The following is a 25,361-nucleotide window of genomic DNA, read 5'->3' as shown; positions in this document are numbered from 1 at the left end:
ACCAGAGGAGAAGCACATGAGTCCATCGCATCCGTACATGGCGAACTCGGCAGAGGGGAGCCGGCAGGCGCTCCTCGAGGGCATCGGCATCGCGGACGTCGAGGAGCTCTTCGCGCAGATCCCGGCCGACCACCGCTCGGACGACGCTGTCAGCCCGGTCGCCGGCATCCGCTCCGAGTACGAGCTGCGTCGCCTGATGGAGGACCGTCTGCGCGGCGTGATCTCCACCGACTCGCACGTGTCGTTCCTGGGCGGCGGCTACTGGAAGCACCACGTCCCGGCGCTGTGCGATGAGATCGCCGCCCGCCCCGAGATCTCGACGTCGGTGTGGGGCACCCCCAGCTCGGATCACGGCCGCAACCAGGCCTGGTTCGAGTTCGCGTCCCAGCTCGGAGCACTCGTCGATCTCGAGTTCGTCGGACTCCCCGTCTACAGCTGGGGCTGCGCCGCCGGCCACGCGCTGCGCATGGCGGCCCGTTTGACGGGGCGTCGTGTCGTGCTGGTCCCCGACAACCTCGATCGCGAGCGGCGACTCGTCATCGACACGTACGCGGGCTCGCACGAGCTCGGCGGGTCGCTCGAGGTGCGGGAACTGCCGCTGGACACCGCGACCGGAACACTGTCGGTCGACGAGCTGACAGCAGCGCTCGGAGACGACATCGCAGCGGTCTACGTCGAGACGCCCAACTCGTGGGGCGTCATCGAGCACGACATCGCACGGATCGTCGAGGCTGCGCACGGAGTCGGTGCCGAGGTGATCGTCGGCGTCGACCCCATCTCGCTCGGGGGTCTCGCCTCGCCCGCGACGTTCGGCGCGGACATCGTGGTCGGATCCATCCAGCCGCTCGGCATCCACCTGAACGCCGGCGGCGGCGTCGGCGGATTCATCGCCAGCCGCGACGAGGAGCGCTACGCGCGTCAGTTCCCGACGCTCCAGGTGAGCATCGCCCCCACCATCGTCGAGGGGGAGCGCGCCTTCGGCATGACGCTGTTCGGTCAGAGCTCCTACGGTTCGCGCGAGCTGGGCAACGACTGGACGGGCAACTCCGTCTACCTCTGGGCGGTGCGGGCGGCGGTCTATCTCGCGCTCCTCGGTCCGGCGGGGATGCGCGAGCTGTCCGAGACGGTCGCGGCGAACGCGCGTCGCACCGCGGAGCTCGTCGGCGCCGTCCCGGGGGTGTCGGTGCGCTACGGCGACCGCATCTTCAAGGAGTTCGTCGTCGACTTCTCGGCCACCGGCCGGTCGGTCGAGGCGATCAATGCCGCGCTGCGCGAGCGCGGCATCCTGGGCGGCCACGACCTGACGGGAACCCACCCGGCTCTCGACGGCTGCGCGCTGTACAGCGTCACCGAGGTCATCACCGAGCACGACGTCCGACGATTGGTCTCCGCCCTCGAGGAGGTGGTCGCGCCATGAGCGCCGTCCGCAAGTATCACGCCGCCTCGTGGGACGAGCCGATCGTCTACGAGCTCGGTGCGCCCGGCCGCCGCGGGGTCGTGCCGCCCGCCTCGTGGGCGCCGTCGCCGTCGGACGCGCTGTTCCCCGCGGACCTCCGCCGCGCCCATGACGCCGATCTTCCCGAACTCGCCGAGTACGAGGTGCGACGTCACTTCACGCATCTGTCGCAGCAGACGATGGGCATGATGGGCATCAGCCTGTTCGGCACGTGCACGATGAAGCACAACCCGACGGTCAACGAGCAGATCACGGCGCGCTCCGAGGTCGCCGCGGTGCACCCGCGTCAGGACCCGGCGACCTATCAGGGCCTCCTCGGCATCGTGCACGGGCTCGAAGAGCAGCTGCGCAACCTCTCGGGGATGGACGCGTTCAGCTTCCAGCCAGGCGGTGGGGCGGATGCCGCCTACCTCCACACCGTGGTCACCCGGGCTTACCACGCCTCTCGCGGCGAGCTCGCCCAGCGCACCCAGATCGTGACCACCGCGCAGGCGCACCCGTGCAACCCGGCGACGGCGAAGGCCGCGGGCTTCGAGGTCATCACCCTGCCGGTCGAAGAGGACGGCTACCCGTCGCTCGAAGCACTCCAGGCGGTGATCGGTCCGCACACGGCCGCGCTGATGCTGAACAACCCCGACGACATGGGCATCTACAACCCGCACATCAAGGAGTTCATCGCCGCCGTCCACGACGTGGGCGCCCTCGCCTTCTACGACAGCGCCAACTTCAACGGCGTCATGACGCGCCTGCGCGCCCGCGACCTCGGGTTCGACGCCTGCATGTACATGCTGCACAAGACGTTCGGGGTCCCCAAGGGCGGCAACGGGCCCTCGGTGGGGGCGTACGGATGCTCCGAAGAGCTCGCCCGCTTCCTGCCGGGGCCGCGGGTGGTGAAGAACGGCGATGTCTACGACCTGATCGAACCGGTCGAGAGCGTGGGGCGGGTCCGGGAGTTCCTCGGCAACGTGCAGCAGCTCGTCAAGGCGTACTCGTGGATCCTCGCGATGGGCACGGACGGTCTGCGCGAGGCATCGGATCTCTCGCTGCTGGCCAACAACTACATGGAGAAGCAGCTGATGGCGCTCCCGGGCGTCACCATGTCGTTCGCCGGCAAGGCGCTCCCGCGCATGGAGATGACCCGCTACTCGCTCGAGGAGTACGCGGCCGAGACCGGGCTGTCCACGGTCGACGTGCAGAACCGCATGACCGACTTCGGCATCGACGCCTACTGGCTCGCCCACGAGCCGTGGATCATTCCCGAGCCCTTCACTCCCGAAGCGGGTGAGATGTGGTCGAAGGAGGATCTCGACGAGTGGATCGCGGTGCTCGCGCACGTGCTCGAAGAGGGACGCAGCGATCCCGAGATGGTGCGGACCGCACCGCACAACCAGGTCGTCGCCCAGATCGACGGGTCGGGGCTCGACGATCCCGACACGTGGGCTGTGACGTGGGCCGCCTACCGGCGCAAGCACGCGGCACGCTGATGGTCGAGCCCGCGCTGTCGACCCTGCTCGACGAGCTGAGCATCCGCGAGCTCTCCCATCGGTACGCGGTCGCTCTCGACAAGGGCGACCGCGCCGCCTGGCGGGCGCTGTTCTCGGACGACATCGCGTTCGAGAGCGGCGGAACGGTCCGAGGGCTCGAAGACGTCCTGCGCATTCCCGAGGATCAGCTCGCCCGCTACCAGAAGACCCTCCACTCGGTGACGACCCAGCGCATCGTGCTCGACGGCGAGAGAGCGTCCGGTGAGGTCTACTGCATCGCGCATCATCTGTACGAGGACTTCCACCAGAATCAGCGGCTGCCGTTCGATCTGAGCCACAACTTCCTCATCCGGTACGAGGACGAGTACGCGCGAGAGGGTGGCCGCTGGGTGTTCACGAGGCGGCGCATCATCACCGAGGCGCGCTACGTGCATCAGGTGATCCCGACGGCTTAGCGCTCCAGCACGACGGCCAGACCCTGGCCGACGCCGATGCAGATGGCGACGACGGCGACGCCCGATCCCCGGCGCGCCAGCTCGTGCGCCGCGTGGCCGATGATGCGTCCGCCGGACGCGCCGAGCGGGTGGCCGATCGCGATCGCGCCGCCGTGGATGTTGACGATCTCGGGATCGAGCTGCGGCCAGCCCTTCACGCAGGCCAGCGACTGGGACGCGAACGCCTCGTTGAGCTCGACCAGATCCACATCCGCCCACGTCCGCCCGGCACGAGCGAGGGCCTTGTTCGCGGCCTCGATGGGGGCGATCGGGAAGTCGTCGGGGTCGACGCCGTGCGCGGCGCGTCCGGCGATGCGGGCGAGCGGCTCTCCCGGCAGAACCCCTTCGCCGGCCAGCAGCACCGCTGACGCGCCGTCGTTGATCGGTGAGGAGTTGCCCGCGGTCACCGTCCCGCTGCCCTCCGTGGCGAACAGCGCCCCGAGGGTGGCGAGCCGCTCGACCGAGGTGTCGTCGCGGATGCCCTCGTCGCGCGCGAGATCCGTGCCCGGCACCGTCGTCGTCTCGGCGTCGTACACCCCGTCGGCCCAGGCCCGCGCGGCCAGGCGATGGGAGCGCACCGCGAACTCGTCCTGCGCGTCGCGCCCGATGCCCCACTCGCGCGCGATCTTCTCGGCGGCCTGCCCGTTCGAGATCGTCCAGGGGATCGGCAGCGATCGGTTGGTCATCCGCCGGCCGATCGCCGTGTTCCACATCGTCTGGTTGCCGGTGGCGGGCCATGCCTTCGGCGACTTCTCCACGACGTAGGGGGCCCGACTCATCGACTCCACCCCGCCTGCGAGCACGATCTCGGCGTCGCCGGACTCGATCGCGCGCGCACCCTGCACGACGGCCTCGACGCTCGAGGCGCACAGGCGATTCACCGTCACACCGGTGACGGAGGTGGGGAACCCCGCGAGCAGGGCGCCGAAGCGCGCGACATTGCGGTTGTCTTCACCGGCCTGGTTGGCGTCGCCGAAGATGACGTCCGCGATGCGAGCGGGGTCGAGGTCGCTCCGCTGCACGATCGCCTTCATGACGTGGGCGGCGAGATCATCGGGGCGGATGCCCGACAGGGCCCCTCCAGCGCGGCCGAACGGCGTGCGCACCGCGTCGTGGACGTATGTCGTGGTCATCCGTGCTCCTTCGTCGTGTCGCCGACGAACGAGAGGCCCGTCAGCTCCGAGATCTCCTCGACCGTGTTCTCGCCGAAGACCTCCCGCACGGCGAACCCTCCGTCCACCACGTCGAAGACGGCGTGATCGGTGTACACCCGAGTGACGCAGCCGACGCCCGTGAGCGGATAGGTGCAGTCCTCGACGAGCTTCGACGCACCCTCCTTCGTGAGCAGATCGGTCATCACGTAGACCGACTTCGCGCCGATCGCGAGATCCATCGCACCGCCCACGGCGGGAATCGCCCCGGGTGCTCCCGTGGACCAGTTCGCGAGATCGCCCCGCTGCGACACCTGGAACGCGCCCAGCACGCACACATCGAGGTGACCGCCGCGCATCATCGCGAACGAGTCCGCGTGGTGGAAGTACGCGGCACCCGGCAACTCGGTCACCGGCTGCTTGCCGGCATTGATGAGGTCCGGGTCGATGAGGCCCTCGGTCGGCGCAGGGCCCATGCCGAGCAGCCCGTTCTCGGTGTGCAGGATGATCTCGAGGTCGTCGGGCAGGTAGTTGGCCACGAGCGTCGGGGCGCCGATCCCGAGGTTCACATACGACCCCTCGGGAATGTCCGCGGCGATGCGGGCGGCAAGCTCGCCTCGTGAGATGCGGGTGGTCACGATCGCACTCCGTCCGTGTCGCTTGTCGAGGCCGGCTCGAGCGGATGCCCGTCGATGTCGACACCGCCGACGAACCGACCGTCCTGCACCCATGGTCGCGGAGCCACGGCGACGACGCGATCCACGTGGATTCCCGGCGTCACGACCGTCTCCGGGTCGATCGTGCCGAGAGGAGCGATCCGGTCGACCTGCACGATGGAGACGCGCGCGGCGGTGGCCATGATCGGGCCGAAGTTGCGCGCCGTCTTGCGGTAGACGATGTTGCCCCAGCGGTCGCCTTCCAGCCCGCTGATCAGCGCGACGTCGGCGTGGATCGGGTACTCGAGCACATACGTGCGCCCGTCGATGACGCGCACCTCCTTGCCCTCCGCGAGCTCCGTACCCGCGCCCGTGGGACTGAAGAAGGCTCCGATCCCTGCGCCGGCGGCGCGGATGCGCTCGGCGAGATTGCCCTGCGGGACGATCGTGAGCTCGATCTCACCCGCGCGATACAGGCGGTCGAAGACCCACGAGTCGTGCTGGCGCGGAAAGGAGCAGATGATCCGGCGCGCGCGACCGAGCGCCAGGAGACGTGCAAGTCCGACGTCCCCGTTGCCGGCGTTGTTGCTGACGATCGTGAGATCACCCGCACCCTGATCGATGAGCGCGTCGATGAGCTCGACCGGCTGCCCCGCACGGCCGAACCCGCCGATCATGACGGTGGACCCGTCGGCGATGTCGGCGACGGCGGTGGCGGCATCGGCGACCGTCTTGTCGATCATGCGCCGCACTCCTCTTCTGTTCGTTGGACGTACAGTCGTGCGCTGTGCGACCAGAATAGCGCACACGTCCGATCGAGGCCGCGGAGAGGCATGCGGCCGGTGTCCTCGCCGGAATCAGCCCTGTTCGGCCCGGGCCTCGGCCAGCGCCTCGTCGGCCCACTGCACCTGCTGGGGGGTGCCCCAGCGCTCGGCGGCGTCGCGCGCGTGCTGGAAAGCGGTGATCGCCTCGGCGAAGCGGCCCGCGTCGAAATGCGTCCACCCTGCGTTGTTGTGCAGCGCGACGCGCCAGCGGAGGGTGCGCGGGTCATCGACGCGATCGAGCACCGCGAGAGCCTCCGTCGTCGCATCCGCGGCGCGGTCGGGCGCGGCGATCGCGATCATGTGCAGGGCGTCCACCTGCAGGAAGGTGTGGCCGACCGATGCGGCCTTCCGAGCGGCATCCTCGAAGAAGGCCACCGCCCCCTCCGCATCGCCGCCCGAGTTGCGCAGACGTCCGCGCTCGAGCGCGATCCGCACCCCGACCACCGGCGCGTCCGACGCGACCGCGTCGAGCTCGGCATGCCCCTCCGCGAAGCGCTCCTGCAGGCCGAGGGCTCGAGCGACCTGCGTCACGAGCTCGGCGCGGGTCGCGGCATCCGTCTCGGTGCCGGCCGCAGCCCGCAGGCGAGCCTCCGAGCCGGAGGGATCGGAGAAGTCCCAGAGTGCATCGAGCTCGGACTGCGGGATCGCCATGCCCGGAATGATAGCCGTGCCCTGCGCACCCGCCGCCTGCGTCGGGGCGGCCGTCGCGGTTCGACCGCCGCGGAGGCATGCCGTACACTTGCAGTGCAGTTGAAATCTGCATTCTTTCGCCGTGCCCGCCGTTCGCGGGTTCACCTCGGAGAGGTCGCGGCGCAGGGCATCGGGTTTCATCCGAGATCGCACGATCTCTAGGGCGGTAGCTCAATTGGCAGAGCAGCGGTCTCCAAAACCGCAGGTTGCAGGTTCGATTCCTGTCCGCCCTGCGCGTCAGCGCAGCAGGCACACGCCGGCCGGCGCTGGCTCACGGAAGGTATTCAGGTGGCATCGATGGTTCAGGATGAGCCGAACGGCGAGGTCGTCGCAGCGAGCGGCGCACCCGGCACGAAGAAGCCCAACTTCTTCGCCCGCATCGCCCTGTTCGTTCGTCAGGTCTTCGCAGAACTCCGCAAGGTCATCACCCCGACCCGCCAGGAGCTGCTGAAGTACACGCTCGTCGTGCTCGGCTTCGTCGTCGTGATGATGGCGATCGTCTACAGCCTCGACCTCCTGTTCACGTGGCTCGCCGGCACCGTCTTCGGCGTACCGGCCTGACCTGATCTACGACGCGGCGATGGATGACGCATCCATCCCGCGGAACGGAAGAAGCACAAGTGTCTGAAAGATTCACCGACGACGCCGACTGGGCGACCGCGGCCGAGCAGTCCTCCGAGGACGACGAAGCGCAGGAGGGCAACCAGCTCGCCGCCGAGGAGTGGTCGGTCACTCCCGCCGAGCACGTCGCGCTGCACATCGTCGACGACCCGGACGAGGACGACGAGGAGAACGAGTCGGACCTCGAAGACATCGACGACATCGACGACCCGGAGGCGGACGCCATCGTGAACGACGCACTCAACATCGACGAGGCCGCTGAGGCGGAAGCCGCGGCCGAGGCTCTCAACGAGTCGATCGCCGAGGAAGAGGCCGATTACGTCGCCGCGCACGCGGACGACGTGACCCCCTACGACGGTCCCGACATCAACGGCGACGAGGATGAGCCCGTGCTGGACGAGGAGTTCACCTCGGAGGTGGATGCCGCGGCATCCGTCGTCGACGAGGTGGAGGCCACCGTCTCAGCCGCCGACGCCGCCGAGGCGCCCGTCGACCTCGACGCTGCGGACGACGAGTCCGCGGATGACGAGGACATCGACCCCTACGACGCGTTCCGCGCCGACCTGCGCATGCTTCCCGGCAAGTGGTACGTCATCCACTCGTACGCCGGCTTCGAGCGCAAGGTGAAGGCCAACATCGAGCAGCGCAAGTCGACGCTCGAGGTCGAGGACGACATCTACCAGATCGAGGTCCCGATGGAGGACGTCGTCGAGATCAAGAACGGTCAGCGCAAGATGGTCACGCGCGTCCGGATCCCGGGCTACGTGCTCGTGCGCATGGAGCTCAACGAGGACACTTGGTCGGTCGTGCGCCACACGCCGGGCGTCACGGGCTTCGTGGGCAACGCCCACAACCCGACCCCGCTCCGCTTCGAAGAGGCCTTCAACATGCTGAAGTCGCTCGTCGAGATCAAGGAGACCGCTCCCGCCAAGACGACGGCGAAGGGCTCCGCGACGCAGGCGCGCAGCGTCATCACCGAGGTCGACTTCGAGATCGGCGAGACGATCACGATCAAGGAGGGCTCGTTCGCGGGTCTTCCCGGCTCGATCAGCGAGATCAAGCCCGAGAGCGGCAAGCTCACGGTCCTCGTGTCGCTCTTCGAGCGCGAGACCCCCGTCGAGCTCTCGTTCGACCAGGTCACCAAGCAGTAGGCACGTCCTCTCGAGAACGCCCCGCCCGGTCCGCCGGCCGGGGCGTTCTCGCGTCTCTGACGGCTCGTGCCATGCGGTAGACTTGCTTGGTTTGCGGTCCGCTTCGGCGTGCCTGCAGACGACCGCGATCCGGAGATGCCGGATGCGCGGGAGAACGGGATGCCACGGCATCCGTTCGATCGAAAGGAAACAAGAATGGCACCGAAGAAGAAGGTGACCGGCCTGATCAAGCTTCAGATCAACGCCGGTGCAGCCAACCCGGCGCCGCCGATCGGCCCCGCGCTCGGTCAGCATGGCGTCAACATCATGGAGTTCTGCAAGGCGTACAACGCCGCGACCGAGTCGCAGCGCGGCAACGTCATCCCCGTCGAGATCACCGTCTACGAGGACCGCAGCTTCACGTTCATCCTGAAGACCCCGCCCGCCGCGGAGCTCATCAAGAAGGCCGCCGGCGTGGCCAAGGGCTCGAAGACGCCCCACACGGTCAAGGTCGCGAAGCTCACCAAGGAGCAGGTCCGCCAGATCGCCGAGACGAAGATGCCCGACCTGAACGCGAACGACATCGAGGCCGCCTCGCTGATCATCGCCGGCACCGCCCGTTCCATGGGCATCACGGTCGAGGGCTGAGGGGATTAGAGAAAATGGCTGCTAAGTCCAAGGCCTACCAGGCCGCCGCCGCGAAGATCGCGGCCGACACGTTCTACACGCCCACCGAGGCCGTCGTGCTCGCGAAGGAGACGGGGTCGGCGAAGTTCGACTCGACCGTCGAGGTCGCGCTCAAGCTCGCCGTCGACCCTCGCAAGGCCGACCAGATGGTGCGTGGCACCGTCATGCTCCCGCACGGCACGGGCAAGACCGCCCGCGTCATCGTGTTCGCGACGGGTCCGGCCGCCGAGGCCGCGATCGCCGCGGGCGCGGATGAGGTCGGCGGCGCCGAGCTCATCGAGAAGGTCGCCGGTGGATGGACCGCGTTCGACGCGGCCGTCTCGACGCCCGAGCTCATGGGCCAGGTCGGTCGACTCGGCAAGGTCCTCGGTCCCCGAGGCCTCATGCCGAACCCCAAGACCGGCACCGTGACCCCCAACCCGGCCAAGGCCGTCGAGGAGATCAAGGGCGGCAAGATCGAGTTCCGCGTCGACAAGCACGCCAACGTCCACTTCATCGTGGGCAAGGCGTCGTTCTCGGCCGAGCAGCTCGATGACAACTTCAAGGCTGCTCTCGAAGAGATCATCCGCCTGAAGCCGTCGAGCTCGAAGGGCCGCTACATCCAGAAGGGCGCCGTGTCGACCACGTTCGGCCCCGGCATCCCGCTGGACGTCAACGCGCTGTAAGGCTCTCGCACGAAGGGGCTCTGTCTTCGGACAGGGCCCCTTCGTCGTGCGCGGCGAGCGCCCCGCGTGACTCGACGGGCGCTCGTATGACGCTCGGCTACGGCCGAATCGGCGATCGGCGCTCGCGGGGTTAGCGTAGGAGCTTCCGTCTGCGAGACCCGCGAGCGGAATCACCGCACCAGGAGTCACCCTCATGTCCCGTCGCCGCATCCTCACCCTCGCCGTCATCGCCGCGCTCGCCGCGCCCCTCGTCGCCTGCAGCGGCGGAGCCGCCGCCCCGTCGACCTCCTCGAGCGGAGCGGCCGACGACTACGGACTCGGCACTCCCGGCGTGCTCACGGTCGCGACCGAGGGCACGTACCGGCCGTTCTCGTTCCACGCGGAGGGCTCGGGCGACCTCACGGGCTACGACGTCGAGATCATCGAGGCGGTGGCCGAGAAGCTCGACCTCGAGGTGAAGTTCGAAGAGACCCAGTGGGACGCGATCTTCGCGGGATTGGATGCCGGTCGCTTCGACGTCATCGCCAACCAGGTCTCGATCAACCCCGAGCGCGAGGAGAAGTACCTCTTCAGCGAGCCGTACACCGTCTCGCCGGGTGTCATCGTCGTGAAGGAGGACGACGACTCGATCTCGAGCTTCGACGACCTCGCCGGCAAGACGACCGCCCAGTCGCTGACGAGCAACTGGTACGAGCTCGCTCAGGAGTCCGGCGCTCAGGTCGAGGCCGTCGAGGGCTGGGCACAGGCCGTCGCACTCCTGCAGCAGGGACGCGTGGACGCCACGATCAACGACAATCTCACGTTCCTCGACTACGAGACGACCAACGGGCCGACCGGGCTGAAGATCGCCGCCGAGACCGATGACCCCGCATTGAATGCGTTCGCGCTCACGAAGGACAAGACTGCTCTTGTCGCCGCGATCGACGCGGCACTCGCCGAGCTCCGCGAAGAGGGAGTGCTGGCCGAGATCAGCGAGAAGTACTTCGGCGTCGACGTCTCGCAGTAATCCCTTCGATCGGAGGTCCGCATGGACGTCTGGCAGCTCTTCCTCACCTCGTTCTGGCCCATCACGCTGGCGGGCCTGACCGGCACGATCCCGCTCGCGATCTCGTCGTTCGCGATCGGACTCGTGATCGCGCTCGGCATGGCGCTGCTGCGGATCTCGAAGAACCCCGTGCTCTCGGGCATCGCGCGGTTCTACATCTCGGTGATCCGCGGCACGCCGCTCCTCGTGCAGCTGTTCGTGATCTTCTACGGACTGCCCTCGATCGGGCTCGTGGTCGACCCCTGGCCGAGCGCGATCATCGCGTTCTCCCTCAATGTCGGCGGTTACGGAGCGGAGGTCATCCGCGCCGCGATCCTCTCGGTGCCCAAGGGCCAGTGGGAGGCGGCCTACACGGCGGGGATGTCTCCGGGCCAGTCGCTCGTGCGCATCATCCTGCCTCAGGCGGCGCGCGTGTCGGTGCCGCCCCTGTCGAACACGTTCATCTCACTCGTCAAGGACACCTCGCTCGCCTCGCTCATCCTCGTGACCGAGCTCTTCCGCAAGGCGGAGGAGATCGCGGCCTTCAGCCTCGAGTTCATGGTCATCTACCTCGAGGCCGCGCTCATCTACTGGATCTTCTGTCTCGTCCTGGGCAGCGGCCAGGGGCTCATCGAAAGGCGGCTCGATCGCTATGTCGCACACTGACGATCCACTCGCTCCGCCGCCCGTGACGCCCGGCTCGACGCTCCTGGCCGCGCGCGGCATCCGGAAGTCCTTCGGCGACCACGAAGTCCTGCGCGGCATCGATCTCGATCTGCACCGCGGTCAGGTCGTCGTGCTCATCGGTCCGAGCGGCTCGGGCAAGACGACGGTGCTGCGCTCGCTGAACGGCCTCGAGACCCCGGATGCCGGAACGATCGAGGTGGACGGTGGCCCGTCCATCGATTTCGCGCAGCCCGTGCGCAAAGGCGATCGCTTCGCTCTGCGCGACCGGTCGGCGATGGTCTTCCAGCATCACAACCTCTTCCCGCACAAGACGGTCCTGCAGAACGTGATCGAGGGTCCGGTGCAGGTGCAGAGGATCCCGAAGGCGCAGGCGACGGAGGAAGCCGTCGCCCTGCTCGAGCGCGTGGGCCTGGCCGACAAGCGCGATGCCTACCCGCATCAGCTCTCGGGAGGCCAGCAGCAGCGGGTGGGCATCGTGCGCGCGCTCGCGCTCAAGCCCGACCTGCTCCTCTTCGACGAGCCGACGAGCGCCCTCGATCCCGAACTCGTGGGCGAAGTGCTCAAGGTCATCAAGGAGCTCGCGGAGGAGGGCTGGACGATGGTGCTCGTGACGCACGAGATCGCCTTCGCGCGCCAGGCCGCCGATGTCGTGCTGTTCCTCGACCACGGCGCGGTCGTCGAGGAGGGGCATCCGTCCCAGATCTTCACGGCGCCGCGCGAGGAGCGCACCCGGAGATTCCTCGACCGCATCCTGCGTCCGCTCGACTGAGACGCGCGGCGTCACCCGTCCGGGCGCACGTCGAACGACGCCTCGGCGACGGGCGCGGCACCCGTCACCGTCGCCGCATCCACCCGCGAACCGGGCGGGCCCTCCGCCATCCATGCGAGCACCTCGTCGACCTGTGCGTCGGTGCCCTCGACCTCGGCCTCGACCGAGCCGTCGCGGAGGTTCCGCACCCAGCCCGTCACGCCCGCCTCGCGTGCGATCATGCGCATCGTGTAGCGGTAGCCGACGCCCTGCACCACGCCCCGCACCACGACATGCACCCGTCTCATGCGTCCATCGTGCCAGGATGCCGTCATGGGCACCGTCGATGACTACCTCGCAGGGCTCGAACCGGCAGACCGCGAAGCGATCGCGCGTGTGTACGCGATCGCCCGCGCCGAGGTGCCCGACGCCGAGCAGGGGCTCGGATACGGGATGCCGGCGCTCCTCCATCGCGGCAAGCCGCTCGTGTCGGTGATGCGGGCGAAGAAGCACATCGGGGTCTATCCGTTCAGCCCGGACGCCGTGTCGGCCGTCGCGGACGCGGTCGCGGCCGTGTCGCAGACGGGGCTCGACAAGGGCACGATCCGCTTTCAGCCCGAGCATCCCCTGCCCGATGACGTGCTGCGGGCGCTCGTGATCGCCCGCAAGGAGCAGATCGAGGGCTGATCAGCGGGGGAGGACCAGTGAGATCCCCAGCGCGATCATGACGACCGCGATGACGCCATCGAGGATGCGCCACGCGCGCGGAGTCGCGAGCCAGCGGCTGAGATACCGCGCGCCGGTCGCGAGACCGAAGAACCACACGACGCTGGCGACCATCGCCCCCAGCGCGAACCACCAGCGGGTGTCGCCGTGCGTGTTGGCGACGGTGCCGAGCAGGAAGACGGTGTCGAGATAGACGTGCGGATTGAGCCACGTCAGCGCGAGGACCGTGAGCACGACGGGCGCGAGACGAGTCGCGGTCGTGACACGCGACGCCGGTGCCCCCTCGCTCGAAGACACCTGGAGCGCCTGCCCGCTCGGGCGCCACGCGCGCTTCGCGGCGAGCAGTCCGTACACGACCAGGAAGACCGCGCCGGCCCAGCGGACGACGTCGATGAGCCACGGCACGGCGTGCAGCACGAGCCCGACGCCCGAGACGCCCACCGCGATGAGAGCCGCGTCCGACGCGGCGCAGATCGCGGCGACCACCAGCACGTGCTCGCGTCGCAGGCCCTGGCGCAGCACGAAGAGGTTCTGCGCGCCGATGGCGACGATGAGCGAGAAGCCGAGTCCGAGGCCGGCGAACAGCGAGGTGAGCACTCTCCGACGATAGATTCGCCCGCGGATCAAGTACAGCTCAGGATTCTTTCGATGCATTAGCGTGGCTTACTATGCGGTTTCCGTTCGAGCTCGCCGAGACCCTCGCCGTCGTCGTCGACGAGGGGACTCTGGATGCCGCGGCCCGACGCCTGCACGTCACTCCCTCCGCGGTGAGCCAGCGCATCCGTGCCCTCGAGGACCTGCTCGGGCGCGTGGTGCTCGTGCGGTCGAAGCCGGTGCGCACGACCGAAGCCGGTGCCGCGGTCGTGCGCCTCGCCCGTCAGGTCGCTCTGCTCGAGCACGACACGCTCGGTGAGCTGGGCGCGGACGACGAGGGCGGTCGCACCTCCGTCTCCCTGGCGGTCAACGCCGACTCCCTCGCGACGTGGTTCCTCGCGCCGCTCGCGCGGCTGTCGCAGCGGCATCCCGTCGTCTTCGAGCTCCACCGCGACGATCAGGACTTCACGGCGGGACTTCTCGAGTCGGGCACGGTCATGGGTGCCGTCACGTCCCGCGCTGTGCCCGTCGCCGGCTGCCGCGTCAGCGAGCTCGGAGCGATGCGCTACGAAGCGGTCGCGACCCCTGCCTATCTGGCGCGATGGCTCGGGGAGGGAGCGGATGCGGCATCCCTCTCCCTCGCTCCCCTCGTGGACTTCGATCGGCGCGACGACCTGCAGACGCAGTGGCTCGAGGCGATGGGGGTGGATCCTGCACTGCCTCCGCGCCACTACGTCCCGGCGTCGAACGACTTCGCGACCGCGACGAAGCTCGGACTCGGGTGGGCGCTCCTGCCGACGTTCCAGTCGGCGGAGGGCCTTGCGAACGGGGAGCTCGTACGCCTGGGCGGCCGGCCCGTCGACGTGCCGCTGTACTGGCAGCAGTGGAATCTGCGTTCCCCGCTGCTCGACGCGATCGCCGACGAGATCGTCGCGGAAGGGCGCCGGGTGCTCAGTCGTCGCTGACGCGCAGCACGATCTTGCCGCGCGTGTGCCCCTCTTCGAGCGACCCATGAGCCGATGCCGCATCGGCGAGGTCGAAGACCTTGTCGATGTACACCTGCACGGCACCGGAGTCGAGCAGGCGACCGATCGTCGCGAGAGCCCCGCCGTCGGGCACGACCTTGTACGACGTCGCGCGCACGCCGGCGTCTTCCGCCGCCTCGGCGAAGCCGGGCCACGAACCCGTCGGCACCAGGACGTACAGGCCTCCGGGGCGCAGCACGCGCAGAGAGCGCGTGCCGGTGTCGCCGTGCACGTTGCCCACGAGGTCGATCACGACGTCGACGTCGGCGATCACGTCGTCGAATCGCGTCGTCGTGTAGTCGATGACGACGGACGCCCCGAGATCCCGCAGCCACGCGGCGTTGGCTCCGGATGCGGTCGCGGTGACGTGGGCGCCGAAGTAGGCGGCGATCTGCACGGCGAAGTGGCCGACGCCTCCGCTGCCCGCGTGGATGAGCACGCGCTGCCCCTCGTGGGCGTGCGCCGTCTCGACGACGAGCCCCCACGCGGTGAGAGCGGCCAGCGGGACGCCGGCGGCCTCGACGTGGGAGAGCGTCGCCGGTCGCTTGGCGACCGACAGCGACGGGACGACGGCGTACTCGGCGTACGTGCCCCCGGAGCGCGGGAACGGGACCATCCCGAAGACCGGGGTGCCCGGCTGCAGGGGGTGCGACTCGTACGGGGCCTTCACGACGATGCCGCTGAAGTCGTAGCCCAGCGTCGCGGGGAACTCGTGGATCTGCGCCGAGACGCCGGCGCCGGAGCGCGTCTTCGCGTCGATCGGGTTGATGCCCGCCGCGACGACGCGCACGAGCAGCTCGCTCAGGACGGGCGAGGGCACGGGAACGGATGCTTCGCGCAGCACGCTCGGCGTGCCCGGCTCGTCGAAGACGACGGCGCGCATCGCGGTCGGAGGCTCGGGCATCGGGGGCAGATCCGACTCGGGAGCAGAGGCCGATCGCAACGGTCGGAATCTCATGTTTCGCCACCTCCGCGTGCGTGTCGTCCTCGGCAGCACTCGTGCCTCGTGAAGACAGTCAACCGCGCCGATGTCTCGACCGTGTTACGTGGGTGAGACGGACGCTTGAAGCTTCAGGAGCGCGGAGGCACACCCGTGCTGAGCGCGTGCAGCAGGCGTGTGAGCTCCTGCACGTCGTCGATCGACCACTCGTCGAGGGCGGTGAGGAGGGTGCTGCTCTGCGGCCTGCGGACCTCCGCGAGCCTCTCGAGCCCGAGCGGCGTCGCCGAGAGCAGGCTCGAGCGCCCGTCGTCGGGATCGGGCGTGCGCTGCACGAAGCCGAGCTGTTCGAGGTCGCGGACCGTGCGACTGACCTGGCCCTTGTCGGCCATGAGGCTCTCGGCGAGGGCCGAGAGGGTGATGACCTCGCGGCGCACGATGGTGGTGAACGCCTTGTATGCCCCGGGGAGCATGCCGGGGCTCATCCGATGCGCGCTGTCGGCGAGCAGCTGCCGTACCCGCGTGAAGAGTTCGCCGAACTCGGCCTCGAGGGCGCGCACCGCACGGGTGCGCGCCTCCGGGGCCGAGTCGGTCGTCATCGGGTCCGACACTATCGGGCGTCGCGGGATGCCTCGGACGAGGCATCCGTCACCGTCTTCACGGAGCCCGTCGCGGCGAGAGTCTCCATCGCCTGCGGTGCGCTGACCGTGGCGAGGTCGGCTTCGCTCGCCGCCAGGCGCTCGCCCGTCGTCATGCGGGTGAGGGGCTTGTTCGGCAGGAAGATGACCGCGATGAGGCTCATGATCGCGAACGGCACCGCGATCAGGAACGAGTGGGCGATGCCCTGGGCGTAGATGTCCTCGACGATGACGCGCACCGTCTCGGGCAGGGTGTGCACGGCGGGGAGCGTGCCCGAGTTCAGCTGCTCCGCGACGGCGGCGCCGTCGGCACCGAGGCCCATGATCGCCTCGGTGAGCGCATCCTTGCTCGACACGAACAGGTTCGTGACGCTGGTCGCGAGCGCCGCGCCCATGACCGAGACGCCGATCGTGCCGCCGAGGCTGCGGAAGAACGTCACACCCGACGTCCCCACGCCGATCTCCTCGGGGCGTGCGGTGTTCTGCACGACGAGCACGAGGTTCTGCATCGTCATGCCGACGCCGGCGCCCATGAGGAACATGTAGATCGAGACCAGGACGAAGTTGGTGTCGTACTGGATCGTCGTCAGCAGGTAGAGGCCGGCGATCAGCAGCACGGAGCCGACCACGAGGTAGCTCTTCCACTTGCCGAAGCGGCTGATGAGCTGTCCGACGACGATGGATGCCACGAGCAGCCCGCCGATCATCGGGATCGTCATGAGGCCGGCCTCGGTGGGCGTCGCGCCACGAGCGAGCTGCATGTACTGGCTCAGGAAGACCGACGCGCCGAACATCGCGATGCCGGTCGCGATCGAGGCGAGCACCGCGAGGGTGAACGTGCGGTTGCGGAACATGCGCAGCGGGATGAGGGGCTCCTTCGACCGGAGCTCGGTGATGATGAACAGCGCCGTCGAGACGAGCGCGCCGCCGACCATGAGGACGGTCGTGAGGCTCCACCAGTCGTAGTCCTTGCCCGCGTTGGTGATCCAGATCAGCAGCAGCGAGACGGCGACCGAGAGGAACACGATGCCGAGGTAGTCGATGCGGACATCGCGCTTCGTGCGCTTCACGTGGAGCGTGACCTGCAGCAGGATCAGCGCGAGGATCGCGAACGGGATCGAGATGTAGAAGTTCCAGCGCCAGCCGAACGAGTCGGTGATGACACCGCCGAGGAGCGGGCCGCCGACCGTCGCGAGCGCCATGACGGCGCCGAACAGCCCCATGTACCGGCCGCGCTCACGCGGGCTGATGATGTCGGCCATGATGATCTGGCTGAGGGCGGCGAGGCCACCGGCGCCGATGCCCTGCACGGCGCGGAAGGCGATGAGCGTGCCGGGATCCTGGGCGAAGCCGGCCGCTGCCGTCGCGAGCACGAAGATCGCGATCGCAAGCTGGATGAGCAGTTTGCGGTTGAAGAGATCGGCCAGTTTGCCCCAGATCGGGGTGGAGATCGCCGTCGTCAACAGGGTGGCCGTGACGACCCAGGTGAATGCCGCCTGGTCGCCGCCGAGGTCGTGGACGATGACGGGCAGCGAGGTGGACACGACGGTCGAGGCGAGCATCGAGACGAACATGCCGAGCAGGAGGCCCGAGAGTGCCTCGAGCACCTGGCGGCGCGTCATGCCCGACTCGGTGAGTGCGGGAGTGGAGGTGGCCATGGGCCGTCCTTCCGGTCGAGAGGTGGAACGCGACGTCGATGGCGCAGAAGATTGACAAAAGTCAACTATATGCCGATTGTTGACAAACGTCAACTAAAACGCAGCTCGATCTCCGGATGGTCGGCGAACACATCGAGGACGATGTCGAAATACGTCGGTCCGGCGCCCGCCTCCACGGCGGCGAGACGCTCGCGGAACATCGCCTCGTTGAAGATCTCGGGATGCCGCAGCTTCTCCCGGTAGTACTCCGCGGTGGTCTCGGGCCCGAGCGCTCGACGGCTGTCCTCGTGGTCCCGCCAGACGACCCGACCGCCGTGGACCCCGTAGAGCACGTCGTTGAGCGCGTCCAGACTCTCGCCCATCCGCCATTCCGCGTCGGCCATGAAGACGCGGTTGAACTCGTCGTAGAGCGAAGGGATGCCGCGCACCGCCGAGCCGTCGATCACGAAGACCTGCACGGTCGGCGGTCAGTCGGCGAGGGCGAGTGCGCGGAAGGGCTGGCGCGGAGGCTCGGGCGCGCGCTCGGGCTGCGGACGACTCAGGAGGTGCCGCCGATGCAGCTCGTCGATCAGCGAGGTCGCGAGCCGCACGAGCTTGCCGATCTCGACCTCGTCGCGGTCGACCCACGCGCATTTCGGCTCATCGCCGATCGGCACGAACCCGTCGTGCTCCTCCCACGCGACGAGCGTGCGCTCCGCGCCGAGGACGTGCTGCTGCCACCACACCTGTCGCAGGTACCCGCGCGGGATGCTGCGCCACGACTTGTTCGTCGTCTTGATCTCGGCGAGGGTCACGCGTCCGTCGGTGTCGACCGCGATCCCGTCGGGGGTCGCGAGGTGCCGCTTCTCGACGACGGCGTGGAAGAGCGCCGACGAGGGCAGGATGCCGTGGGTCGCGGCGACCCAGCGCGCGATCTCGGGTTCGCGCACGCGACCGTGCTGCGTGTAGGCGTTGCCCGAGAAGCCGGACCCCATGAGCTTCGCGTCGGCCGCACGGGGGATCGCGTTCGTGGACGTCAGGGTCGCGACATCCGTCGCCGTGATCCCGCGCGAGCGCGCTCGCACCCACGCGACCCGATCCCGCGAGTCGGCGACGATCCGAGCCGCGAGCTGCGGCGATCGTGCGGCGAGTTCGGGAGTCACGCCTCCGACGATACGCCGCACCGCCGACTGATGATGCTCGGCACGCGGACCTGCGCCGCCGTCGACCGGTCACGCGCGTCCGGTACGCAGCTCCCCGCCCGGCACGCCCCCCGAAAGTACTTCGCGCGCACGAGGGGCCTCTCCGCGTCAGTGTGCACACCGCACTCTCGTGCGGGGGACGTACTCTCGCGGGTCGGGGGATCCTCCACACCTGTCTGTTGCGCGCACGTTGTCCACCGGGTCGCCGTTCGGCTCGCAACGGATGACAGCCGATCGTCACCCTGGGGCATGCCGAGAAACGTCTCACCGGCGGAGCTGCACGCGCGACTCCGCACCCGCGCTGAACTCCTCGACGATGGGTGGCATGTTCGCGACATCGAGCGTGCTGTTGCGAGCGGCGAGCTGCATCGGGTGCGGCGGAACCAGTATCTCGACGGTCCGCTCTGGCGCGATCTCTGGAACGAGTCGCAGCACCTCGCCGAGGTGGTGGCGGCGGCAGCGGAGATGCGGGGCGGGGCCGGAGTCATCTCCCACGCATCGGCCGCCGCTCTCCACGGGCTGCCGCTCTACCGGCACCGTCCGGCGCATGTGCACACCACGATCGCAGCGAGAGTGAGTTCCACTCCGGCAGGCGGAGTCTTCCGCCACCGCGATTCGATCACCCGTTCCGACATCGAGATGGTGCACGGCATCCGCTGCACATCTCTTGAGCGGACGATCTTCGATGTCGCCCGAACGACCGGCCGAGAGACCGCTCTGGGCTGCGCGGACGCGGGGCTGCGCCGCGAAGCCGTCAGCGACGGGTTCACGCAGGATGCTGCTCGTGCGGACGCCTGGCGCGAGCGGATGCGTGCTCGAGTGCTGCTCGCGAGGGGAACTCGAGGCGTGAGGTCCGCCCTCGCCACGATCGAGAGCGCAGACGGCCGCGCTCATCTGCCCGGTGAGAGCGTGACCAGGCTCCAGCTGCACCGCCTGGGCTTCGCCGCGCCCCGAGTGCAGGTCCCGATAGCGGCGCCCAACGGCGGGCAGTACTGGGTCGACCTCGCTCTCGACGACCGGCGGGTGTTCGTCGAGTTCGACGGCAAGGGCAAGTACCTCGACATCGCGATGACGCGAGGCGTGCCACTCGAGCAGGTGCTTCTCGACGAGAAGGAGCGCGAGGACTGGATTCGAGGTCGGACGGGATGGGGTCTCGTACGCGTGTCGGACCAGCATGTGCGCGATGCCGCGACGCTCGCTGCGCGGCTTACCGCGTTCGGCATCCATCCGCCTCGGCTCCCGTGACCATCGCCGCGATCGAAAGTACTTCGAACGCACCACAGTGCTGGCTGCGCGCGGAATTGCAAGATTCCCTCGTGCGGGCGAAGTGCTTTCGGTGAGGGATGACGGCGCGGTGCTTGCCTGGGGAGGAGACGGGACTGGGTTATGACCGCCGTCGCAGCCGATTTGGCGAGGACCACGGCATCGCGTACCCTGGGGGGAGCCAAAGACCGCCGGTCATCGACGTGCGCGCAAGCGAACGTGATCGAAGCACTGCGAATGCAGGGGCCCGCGCAGGTGTCACGAACTCTTCTCGAAGCTCCGTGCGCTTGCGCCGGAGCTTTCGTCATTCCTGAGCGAGATCAGACGACCGGATGCCTCTGGCCGACGCCCCGCCATCGCGGAGCGTCTCGTACACACAAGGAGTGGCCATGGCGCAGAAGGATGCATCGGTCGCCGAGCTCACGAAGCAATTCGAGGACTCGACCGCCGTTCTGCTGACCGAGTACCGCGGTCTGACGGTTGCCCAGCTCAAGGAGCTGCGCAACAGCATTCGTCAGGACGCGGAATACGCCGTGGTGAAGAACACGCTGACGAAGATCGCGGCCAACAAGGCCGGGATCTCTTCGCTGGACGACGAACTCAAGGGTCCGTCGGCCATCGCTTTCGTGCACGGTGACCCGGTCTCCGTCGCGAAGGGTCTGCGCACCTTCGCCAAGGCACACCCTCTTCTCGTGATCAAGGGCGGTTTCTTCGACGGGAACCCCCTGACCGCGGATGAGGTCAACAAGCTCGCCGATCTCGAGAGCCGTGAAGTCCTGCTGGCGAAGCTCGCCGGTGCGATGAAGGCCTCGCTGACGAAGGCGGCCTACGTCTTCAACGCACTGCCGTCGAAGGCCGTTCGCACGGTCGACGCACTGCGCGAGAAGCAGGAGTCCGCGGCCTGACACCGGGCTTCGGCATAGCAAAACCCCACTACAAGGAGAATCATCATGGCAAAGCTCAGCACTGAGCAGCTGCTCGACGCGTTCAAGGAGCTCACCCTCATCGAGCTCTCCGAGTTCGTCAAGGCGTTCGAGGAGACCTTCGACGTCACCGCTGCCGCCCCCGTCGCCGTTGCCGCGGCCGGCGCCGGCGCAGGCGCCCCGGCCGAAGAGGTCGAGGAGAAGGACTCGTTCGACGTCGTCCTCGAGGCCGCCGGCGACAAGAAGATCCAGGTCATCAAGGTCGTCCGCGAGCTCACCTCGCTCGGCCTCGGTGAGGCGAAGGCCGTCGTCGACGGTGCTCCCAAGGCCGTCCTCGAGGGCGCCAACAAGGAGACCGCCGACAAGGCGAAGGCCGCTCTCGAAGAGGCCGGCGCGACGGTTACGCTCAAGTAATCTCAGCACCACGCTCGAAGACCCTCGGATGCTCCGGCATCCGGGGGTCTTCGTCTTCTCAGCCGACGACGAGCCGGTCGCCGTCACGGTGCACGGGCATCGGGTCGGTGATCCCGCCCAGGAACCGGCCATCCTGGTCGAGGTTGCGGAACGCGAAGAAGAGCCAGGTGCCGTCCTCGCGGCGCTGCAGCAACCGCCCCACGTAGAGGTCGTCCTCGACGAGCGGATACGCCTCGTCGATGCGGAAAGGGCCGGTGATCGAATCAGCCGACACGGCCCAGACCGCTCCCCGCGGGTGCTCGCGGCGTCGCTCCGGCGAAGCCTGGGCGGCGAGGCACGAGAAGATCAGCACCGGGAGTCCTTCGACGATCGCGACCTGCATGACCTCGAGCTGACCGAAACCGCCCGCGAGCGGCTCGCTCAGAGGGGGAGCGGCCCGCCACGACCGCAGATCGCGCGAGAGCGCGTGTCCGACGACCCCGCGCGAATCCGGGTCGCCCTCCCTGGCGCGCGCCGTCACGAGCATGTGCCAGCCGTCGCCGAGCGGATCGCGGAACACCCAGGGATCACGCCAGTGCTCGTCCGCCCACGGCGGGCGGGAGCCGTGAGGCTCGTACCAGCGGGGGTCGGCGGACAGCAGCGGACTCTCGGGCGTGCGCGTCCAGGTCTCGAGATCGGTCGACGTCGCGGATGCCACGCGTTGCACGAATGCGCCGTCGGCGCCCCGCTCGACGCCCGTGTAGAACAGCATCCACGTCCCGTCGTCCGCGCGGACGGTGCATCCCGTCCACGTCGCGAGGGAGTCGTAGCCGGATGCCTCGCCCCGCACGAGCGCGTCGGCGACGCGCGTCCAGTGCACGAGGTCGTCCGAGACGGCGTGGCCGATCGACGCACGCTCGTGGCGCAGCTCGGGGTCCTGCAGCGCGCGGGACGCGTAGAGGAAGAACGCGTGATAGCGCTCGCCGTCGTCCGCGAACCAGAAGTCCCACACCCAGGAGTCGGGAAGATCGAGCATGGCGACGATCAGCCGGTGAACGACGGGATGTCGAGACCGCCGTCGGTGGCGGCGGTCGAGGCGCGGGCATCGATCGCCGCCGTGGACGAGCGCACGATGAGCCGCGCTTTCATGCGCACGGCACTGCGGGGTCCGTCGGGATCGGCGATCTGCGCCAGCAGCAGCTCCACCGCGACCCGACCCTGTTCGCGCGGCGACTGCTGGAGCGTCGTGAGGGAGAACATCTCGGCGTACTCGTGGTCGTCGATCCCGATGACGCTGAGCTGAGCGGGAACCTGAACGCCGAGTCGGCGCGCGGCGATGATCGCGCCGATCGCGACCTCGTCGCACGATGCGACCACGGCCGTGCAGGGGTTGTGGGTATCGCTCAGCGCGTCGACAGCGGCCGCGTAGCCGCCCGGAAGAGTGACATCGGATTCGATGTGGCGGATGGCATCGCCGAGCCCGGCATCCATCATCGCCGCCTGGTAGCCGCCGAATCGCCGTCGGTCGACCTGCGCCCAATGGCGATCCGTCTGCCCGCCGAGGAACGCGATCCGTCGATGCCCGAGCGCGATGAGGTGATCCGTCGCACGGCGGGCGGCGTAGTCGTCGTCGATCTCGACGACGGAGGTCGCGTCGCCCGAGCCGACGACGCTGACGACCGGGCGCCCGATCTTGACGAGCTGCTCGAGTTCGTGGTGATCCGGCTCGAGACCCACCGCGATGAGGCCGTCGAAACGGCTCCGCGCGAGGTAGTCGCCGAAGATGCGGGCGCGCCCGGGGCTCGCCGGCTTGGCATCGTAGAGCGTGAGGTCGAGACCGCGTTCGAGGAGCACCTCCTGGATGCCCTCGAGCACTTCGGCGAAGAACCAGCGGTTGAGGTAGGGCATCACGACGCCGATGTTCTGGGTCTTGCCCGTCGCGAGGCTGACGGCGTTCGTCGAGGGCACGTAGCCGATCTCCGCCGCGGCGGCTTCGACGCGGCTTCGTGTGTCGTCCGACACGTAGCCGGTGCCGCCGAGCGCGCGGCTGGCGGTCGACTTCGACACGCCGGCTCTGCGTGCGACCTCCGCGATGCCGCTCATGCGTCAGTCAGCCCTTTCCGCGAGGTGATCGGGACCCAGCATAGTCAGGGGAAGCGAGATATGGGAACGGTTCCATGAATCCGCCTACCTACTCGAAGTCAATAAAGTGACGCTGATCTGGCTCTAATCCGCCTTCCGCGGGGGCGGAAGGGTTGACTGGTTGTGCAAAGTGGGGAGAATCCCATACCGTGTGTGGGAACGGTTCCCGATGGAATCGTCAGGTGACTCGAAGAGGAGAAACACATGGGCATGTCACAGCAACGACGGCTCCTGATCCCGGTCGTCGGGATCGGCATCGTCGGATTGGCACTCGCCGGCTGCACCGGCGGGGGAGGCGGAGACAACGGAGGCGGCGGTGACGCCGGCGGAACCGTCACGATCATGGGCGCGTTCACCGACGCGCAGGCAGCTGCTTTCCAGGCCGATCTCGACAAGTGGGGCGAGACGAGCGGCATCACCGTCACGTACGACGGCAACACCGACTTCCAGACCGCGGTCGTGGCGCGTGCCACCGCAGGCAACCCGCCCGACATCGCGATCTACCCGCAGCCGGGCGTGCTGAAAAGCCAGACGAACACGCTCTTCCCGCTTGAGGATCTCGGCATCGACGTCGAGGCGATCACCGCCGACGAGGCGAACGGCCTCGGCACCATCGCCGCCACCGAGGACGGCACGTTCGGTCTGCCGTACTCGATCAACGTCAAGTCGCTCGTCTGGTACAACCCGGCGGCCTTCGAGGCGGCGGGTCTCACCGTGCCCACGACGGACGCTGAGATGACCGCCCTGCAGGAGAAGATCATCTCCGACGGTCTCGGCTACCCGTGGTGCGTCGGACTCGAATCCGGTGCGGCGACGGGATGGCCCGCGACCGACTGGCTCGAGGAGTACGTGCTGCGCTACGGCGGTCTCGACGAGTACAACTCGTGGATCGCGGGAGACACGCTGTTCACGAGCGATGTCGTGACCGAGGCCGGTGACAAGGTCGCCGACGAGCTGCTCCAGCCCGACAAGATCAACGGCGGAGGAGCCGCAGCGGCGACGACGTCGTTCCAGACCGCGGGCAACCAGCTGTTCGTCTCGGGCAAAGAGAACGGTCAGTGCTTCATGATGCGGCAGGGATCGTTCATCGCGGACTTCTTCCCCGACGACATCAAGGCGCAGATCGCCGACAACGACCTGACGAACATCGACTTCTTCCAGCTGCCGTCGCCCGAGGGCACCGAATCGGCGATGCTCGGCGGTGGCGACCTCGTCGGCGCGTTCACGAACAACGAGAACACCAAGGCGGTCGTGGAGTACATCACCGGCAAGGACTTCGGCACGAACGGCTACGCCAGCCAGGCCATCTTCCTCTCGCCGCACAACGACTTCGACACCTCCAACTACACGACGGAGTTCCAGAAGAAGGCGCAGGAGCTCCTCGCGGCATCCACGCTGTTCGGGTTCGACGCCTCCGACCAGATGCCGGGTGAAGTCGGCTCCGGCACCGAGTGGACCGAGCTCACGAGCTGGTTCGCCGGTCAGAAGACGATGGAACAGGCCTTCGAGGCGATCGACGCCTCCTGGCCCCGGTAAGCAATCCTGACCCACGCGGTGCCGGGGT

The 25,361-nt window shown here is 68.4% G+C and carries 29 protein-coding genes and 1 tRNA gene; 17 read left to right on the top strand and 13 right to left on the bottom strand.

All coding sequences use genetic code 11. The annotated features are described in order from the left end of the window. Positions 1 to 16 precede the first annotated feature (16 nt). Genes gcvPA through ACTIFV_RS14240 form a run of 3 tightly spaced genes read left to right on the top strand, consistent with a single transcriptional unit; the run spans position 17 to position 3,395 of the window. Positions 17 to 1,417: an aminomethyl-transferring glycine dehydrogenase subunit GcvPA gene (gene gcvPA / locus ACTIFV_RS14250; RefSeq protein ID WP_439593452.1), complete on the top strand. Its 1,401-nt coding sequence runs from the start codon at positions 17 to 19 to the stop codon at positions 1,415 to 1,417. After that, entirely contained in the window at positions 1,414 to 2,940 is a 1,527-nt protein-coding gene (gene gcvPB / locus ACTIFV_RS14245; RefSeq protein ID WP_439593451.1) for an aminomethyl-transferring glycine dehydrogenase subunit GcvPB, read from the top strand. The genes gcvPA and gcvPB overlap by 4 nt, the downstream gene beginning before the upstream one ends. Next, the gene (locus ACTIFV_RS14240; RefSeq protein WP_439593450.1) at positions 2,904 to 3,395 is read left to right on the top strand and encodes a nuclear transport factor 2 family protein; all 492 of its coding nucleotides are present in this window, start codon (positions 2,904 to 2,906) and stop codon (positions 3,393 to 3,395) included. The genes gcvPB and ACTIFV_RS14240 overlap by 37 nt, the downstream gene beginning before the upstream one ends. Here the strand turns inward: ACTIFV_RS14240 and ACTIFV_RS14235 are convergent. The 4 genes from ACTIFV_RS14235 to ACTIFV_RS14220 form a co-directional block, all read right to left on the bottom strand. Beyond that, a complete protein-coding gene (locus ACTIFV_RS14235) occupies positions 3,392 to 4,567 on the bottom strand; it encodes a thiolase family protein (RefSeq protein ID WP_439593449.1) in 1,176 nt (391 codons plus the stop codon). The genes ACTIFV_RS14240 and ACTIFV_RS14235 overlap by 4 nt on opposite strands. Next, entirely contained in the window at positions 4,564 to 5,223 is a 660-nt protein-coding gene (locus ACTIFV_RS14230) for a 3-oxoacid CoA-transferase subunit B (protein ID WP_439593448.1), read from the bottom strand. Before ACTIFV_RS14230 ends, ACTIFV_RS14235 begins: the two co-directional genes overlap by 4 nt. After that, positions 5,220 to 5,984 (bottom strand): 3-oxoacid CoA-transferase subunit A, encoded by a 765-nt coding sequence (locus ACTIFV_RS14225; protein WP_439593447.1) that lies wholly within the window; start codon positions 5,982 to 5,984, stop codon positions 5,220 to 5,222. The genes ACTIFV_RS14230 and ACTIFV_RS14225 overlap by 4 nt, the downstream gene beginning before the upstream one ends. A 114-nt stretch (positions 5,985 to 6,098) precedes the next feature. After that, positions 6,099 to 6,716 carry a hypothetical protein gene (locus tag ACTIFV_RS14220; RefSeq protein ID WP_439593446.1) on the bottom strand — a complete coding sequence of 206 codons (618 nt, stop codon included), beginning with the start codon at positions 6,714 to 6,716 and terminating at the stop codon, positions 6,099 to 6,101. A 199-nt stretch (positions 6,717 to 6,915) separates the two neighbouring features. Between ACTIFV_RS14220 and ACTIFV_RS14215 the strand changes: the two genes are divergently transcribed. From ACTIFV_RS14215 to ACTIFV_RS14180, 8 genes are all read left to right on the top strand, one after another. Further along, positions 6,916 to 6,988: transfer RNA gene (locus tag ACTIFV_RS14215), tRNA-Trp, on the top strand. A gap of 64 nt (positions 6,989 to 7,052) precedes the next feature. Beyond that, a complete protein-coding gene (gene secE / locus ACTIFV_RS14210) occupies positions 7,053 to 7,316 on the top strand; it encodes a preprotein translocase subunit SecE (RefSeq protein WP_439593615.1) in 264 nt (87 codons plus the stop codon). 59 nt (positions 7,317 to 7,375) lie between these two features. Next, positions 7,376 to 8,527 carry a transcription termination/antitermination protein NusG gene (nusG, locus tag ACTIFV_RS14205; RefSeq protein WP_439593445.1) on the top strand — a complete coding sequence of 384 codons (1,152 nt, stop codon included), beginning with the start codon at positions 7,376 to 7,378 and terminating at the stop codon, positions 8,525 to 8,527. A 195-nt stretch (positions 8,528 to 8,722) separates the two neighbouring features. Continuing rightward, positions 8,723 to 9,154 carry a 50S ribosomal protein L11 gene (gene rplK, locus ACTIFV_RS14200; protein ID WP_243074110.1) on the top strand — a complete coding sequence of 144 codons (432 nt, stop codon included), beginning with the start codon at positions 8,723 to 8,725 and terminating at the stop codon, positions 9,152 to 9,154. Positions 9,155 to 9,168: 14 nt separating this feature from the next. Then, positions 9,169 to 9,858: a 50S ribosomal protein L1 gene (gene rplA, locus ACTIFV_RS14195; RefSeq protein ID WP_439593444.1), complete on the top strand. Its 690-nt coding sequence runs from the start codon at positions 9,169 to 9,171 to the stop codon at positions 9,856 to 9,858. A 193-nt stretch (positions 9,859 to 10,051) separates the two neighbouring features. Further along, positions 10,052 to 10,864 (top strand): amino acid ABC transporter substrate-binding protein, encoded by an 813-nt coding sequence (locus ACTIFV_RS14190; RefSeq protein ID WP_439593443.1) that lies wholly within the window; start codon positions 10,052 to 10,054, stop codon positions 10,862 to 10,864. Positions 10,865 to 10,885: 21 nt separating this feature from the next. Next, positions 10,886 to 11,548: an amino acid ABC transporter permease gene (locus ACTIFV_RS14185; RefSeq protein WP_439593442.1), complete on the top strand. Its 663-nt coding sequence runs from the start codon at positions 10,886 to 10,888 to the stop codon at positions 11,546 to 11,548. Continuing rightward, entirely contained in the window at positions 11,535 to 12,338 is an 804-nt protein-coding gene (locus tag ACTIFV_RS14180) for an amino acid ABC transporter ATP-binding protein (RefSeq protein WP_439593441.1), read from the top strand. Before ACTIFV_RS14185 ends, ACTIFV_RS14180 begins: the two co-directional genes overlap by 14 nt. A gap of 11 nt (positions 12,339 to 12,349) precedes the next feature. On the opposite strand, the gene ACTIFV_RS14175 is transcribed toward ACTIFV_RS14180, so the two are convergent. Further along, a complete protein-coding gene (locus tag ACTIFV_RS14175; protein WP_439593440.1) occupies positions 12,350 to 12,625 on the bottom strand; it encodes an acylphosphatase in 276 nt (91 codons plus the stop codon). A 25-nt stretch (positions 12,626 to 12,650) separates the two neighbouring features. Here ACTIFV_RS14175 and ACTIFV_RS14170 point away from each other — a divergent pair, with 25 nt between their 5' ends. Next, positions 12,651 to 13,004, top strand: coding sequence for an iron chaperone (locus ACTIFV_RS14170; RefSeq protein WP_439593439.1), 354 nt, complete (start codon positions 12,651 to 12,653; stop codon positions 13,002 to 13,004). On the opposite strand, the gene ACTIFV_RS14165 is transcribed toward ACTIFV_RS14170, so the two are convergent. Continuing rightward, positions 13,005 to 13,640, bottom strand: coding sequence for a LysE/ArgO family amino acid transporter (locus ACTIFV_RS14165; protein WP_439593438.1), 636 nt, complete (start codon positions 13,638 to 13,640; stop codon positions 13,005 to 13,007). Between the two features lie 71 nt (positions 13,641 to 13,711). Between ACTIFV_RS14165 and ACTIFV_RS14160 the strand changes: the two genes are divergently transcribed. Continuing rightward, positions 13,712 to 14,602, top strand: coding sequence for a LysR family transcriptional regulator ArgP (locus tag ACTIFV_RS14160; protein WP_439593437.1), 891 nt, complete (start codon positions 13,712 to 13,714; stop codon positions 14,600 to 14,602). On the opposite strand, the gene ACTIFV_RS14155 is transcribed toward ACTIFV_RS14160, so the two are convergent. The 5 genes from ACTIFV_RS14155 to ACTIFV_RS14135 all read right to left on the bottom strand — a co-directional run bounded on the left by ACTIFV_RS14155 (position 14,589) and on the right by ACTIFV_RS14135 (position 19,037). Further along, positions 14,589 to 15,566 (bottom strand): NADP-dependent oxidoreductase, encoded by a 978-nt coding sequence (locus ACTIFV_RS14155; RefSeq protein ID WP_439593436.1) that lies wholly within the window; start codon positions 15,564 to 15,566, stop codon positions 14,589 to 14,591. The two genes, ACTIFV_RS14160 and ACTIFV_RS14155, sit on opposite strands and share 14 nt — an antisense overlap. Before the next feature lie 167 nt (positions 15,567 to 15,733). Then, positions 15,734 to 16,198, bottom strand: coding sequence for a MarR family winged helix-turn-helix transcriptional regulator (locus ACTIFV_RS14150; protein WP_439593435.1), 465 nt, complete (start codon positions 16,196 to 16,198; stop codon positions 15,734 to 15,736). A gap of 11 nt (positions 16,199 to 16,209) precedes the next feature. Beyond that, positions 16,210 to 17,895, bottom strand: coding sequence for an MDR family MFS transporter (locus tag ACTIFV_RS14145; RefSeq protein ID WP_439593434.1), 1,686 nt, complete (start codon positions 17,893 to 17,895; stop codon positions 16,210 to 16,212). Between the two features lie 89 nt (positions 17,896 to 17,984). After that, entirely contained in the window at positions 17,985 to 18,353 is a 369-nt protein-coding gene (locus ACTIFV_RS14140; RefSeq protein ID WP_439593433.1) for a barstar family protein, read from the bottom strand. A 9-nt stretch (positions 18,354 to 18,362) separates the two neighbouring features. Then, entirely contained in the window at positions 18,363 to 19,037 is a 675-nt protein-coding gene (locus ACTIFV_RS14135; RefSeq protein ID WP_439593432.1) for a YqaJ viral recombinase family protein, read from the bottom strand. Between the two features lie 288 nt (positions 19,038 to 19,325). Between ACTIFV_RS14135 and ACTIFV_RS14130 the strand changes: the two genes are divergently transcribed. The 3 genes from ACTIFV_RS14130 to rplL all read left to right on the top strand — a co-directional run bounded on the left by ACTIFV_RS14130 (position 19,326) and on the right by rplL (position 21,676). Next, on the top strand, positions 19,326 to 20,321 hold the full coding sequence (locus ACTIFV_RS14130) for a hypothetical protein (protein WP_439593431.1): 996 nt from the start codon (positions 19,326 to 19,328) through the stop codon (positions 20,319 to 20,321). A gap of 407 nt (positions 20,322 to 20,728) precedes the next feature. After that, entirely contained in the window at positions 20,729 to 21,244 is a 516-nt protein-coding gene (gene rplJ / locus ACTIFV_RS14125) for a 50S ribosomal protein L10 (RefSeq protein WP_439593430.1), read from the top strand. Positions 21,245 to 21,289: 45 nt separating this feature from the next. Further along, a complete protein-coding gene (gene rplL, locus ACTIFV_RS14120) occupies positions 21,290 to 21,676 on the top strand; it encodes a 50S ribosomal protein L7/L12 (protein ID WP_248152840.1) in 387 nt (128 codons plus the stop codon). Positions 21,677 to 21,734: 58 nt separating this feature from the next. On the opposite strand, the gene ACTIFV_RS14115 is transcribed toward rplL, so the two are convergent. Further along, positions 21,735 to 22,691, bottom strand: coding sequence for a glycosyl hydrolase family 32 (locus ACTIFV_RS14115; RefSeq protein ID WP_439593429.1), 957 nt, complete (start codon positions 22,689 to 22,691; stop codon positions 21,735 to 21,737). Between the two features lie 8 nt (positions 22,692 to 22,699). Next, positions 22,700 to 23,758, bottom strand: a complete 1,059-nt coding sequence (locus ACTIFV_RS14110) for a LacI family DNA-binding transcriptional regulator (RefSeq protein ID WP_439593428.1) — start codon at positions 23,756 to 23,758, stop codon at positions 22,700 to 22,702. A 243-nt stretch (positions 23,759 to 24,001) separates the two neighbouring features. Here ACTIFV_RS14110 and ACTIFV_RS14105 point away from each other — a divergent pair, with 243 nt between their 5' ends. After that, positions 24,002 to 25,333, top strand: coding sequence for an ABC transporter substrate-binding protein (locus ACTIFV_RS14105; protein WP_439593427.1), 1,332 nt, complete (start codon positions 24,002 to 24,004; stop codon positions 25,331 to 25,333). Positions 25,334 to 25,361: the final 28 nt, after the last annotated feature.

The organism is Microbacterium sp., from assembly GCF_051860965.1.
Lineage (GTDB): Bacteria > Actinomycetota > Actinomycetes > Actinomycetales > Microbacteriaceae > Microbacterium.
Note: the sequence above shows the minus strand (reverse complement) of the source record. Positions and strands in the feature narration are given on the sequence as shown.

Coding starts and splice junctions, on each gene's coding strand:
- gcvPA (WP_439593452.1), top strand. CDS start 17: ATGAGTCCATCGCATCCGTACATGGCGAACTCGGCAGAGGGGAGCCGG.
- gcvPB (WP_439593451.1), top strand. CDS start 1,414: ATGAGCGCCGTCCGCAAGTATCACGCCGCCTCGTGGGACGAGCCGATC.
- ACTIFV_RS14235 (WP_439593449.1), bottom strand. CDS start 4,567: ATGACCACGACATACGTCCACGACGCGGTGCGCACGCCGTTCGGCCGC.
- ACTIFV_RS14225 (WP_439593447.1), bottom strand. CDS start 5,984: ATGATCGACAAGACGGTCGCCGATGCCGCCACCGCCGTCGCCGACATC.
- ACTIFV_RS14220 (WP_439593446.1), bottom strand. CDS start 6,716: ATGGCGATCCCGCAGTCCGAGCTCGATGCACTCTGGGACTTCTCCGAT.
- secE (WP_439593615.1), top strand. CDS start 7,053: ATGGTTCAGGATGAGCCGAACGGCGAGGTCGTCGCAGCGAGCGGCGCA.
- rplK (WP_243074110.1), top strand. CDS start 8,723: ATGGCACCGAAGAAGAAGGTGACCGGCCTGATCAAGCTTCAGATCAAC.
- rplA (WP_439593444.1), top strand. CDS start 9,169: ATGGCTGCTAAGTCCAAGGCCTACCAGGCCGCCGCCGCGAAGATCGCG.
- ACTIFV_RS14190 (WP_439593443.1), top strand. CDS start 10,052: ATGTCCCGTCGCCGCATCCTCACCCTCGCCGTCATCGCCGCGCTCGCC.
- ACTIFV_RS14185 (WP_439593442.1), top strand. CDS start 10,886: ATGGACGTCTGGCAGCTCTTCCTCACCTCGTTCTGGCCCATCACGCTG.
- ACTIFV_RS14180 (WP_439593441.1), top strand. CDS start 11,535: ATGTCGCACACTGACGATCCACTCGCTCCGCCGCCCGTGACGCCCGGC.
- ACTIFV_RS14175 (WP_439593440.1), bottom strand. CDS start 12,625: ATGAGACGGGTGCATGTCGTGGTGCGGGGCGTGGTGCAGGGCGTCGGC.
- ACTIFV_RS14170 (WP_439593439.1), top strand. CDS start 12,651: ATGGGCACCGTCGATGACTACCTCGCAGGGCTCGAACCGGCAGACCGC.
- ACTIFV_RS14160 (WP_439593437.1), top strand. CDS start 13,712: ATGCGGTTTCCGTTCGAGCTCGCCGAGACCCTCGCCGTCGTCGTCGAC.
- ACTIFV_RS14155 (WP_439593436.1), bottom strand. CDS start 15,566: ATGCCCGAGCCTCCGACCGCGATGCGCGCCGTCGTCTTCGACGAGCCG.
- ACTIFV_RS14150 (WP_439593435.1), bottom strand. CDS start 16,198: ATGACGACCGACTCGGCCCCGGAGGCGCGCACCCGTGCGGTGCGCGCC.
- ACTIFV_RS14145 (WP_439593434.1), bottom strand. CDS start 17,895: ATGGCCACCTCCACTCCCGCACTCACCGAGTCGGGCATGACGCGCCGC.
- ACTIFV_RS14130 (WP_439593431.1), top strand. CDS start 19,326: ATGCCGAGAAACGTCTCACCGGCGGAGCTGCACGCGCGACTCCGCACC.
- rplJ (WP_439593430.1), top strand. CDS start 20,729: ATGGCGCAGAAGGATGCATCGGTCGCCGAGCTCACGAAGCAATTCGAG.
- rplL (WP_248152840.1), top strand. CDS start 21,290: ATGGCAAAGCTCAGCACTGAGCAGCTGCTCGACGCGTTCAAGGAGCTC.
- ACTIFV_RS14115 (WP_439593429.1), bottom strand. CDS start 22,691: ATGCTCGATCTTCCCGACTCCTGGGTGTGGGACTTCTGGTTCGCGGAC.
- ACTIFV_RS14110 (WP_439593428.1), bottom strand. CDS start 23,758: ATGAGCGGCATCGCGGAGGTCGCACGCAGAGCCGGCGTGTCGAAGTCG.
- ACTIFV_RS14105 (WP_439593427.1), top strand. CDS start 24,002: ATGGGCATGTCACAGCAACGACGGCTCCTGATCCCGGTCGTCGGGATC.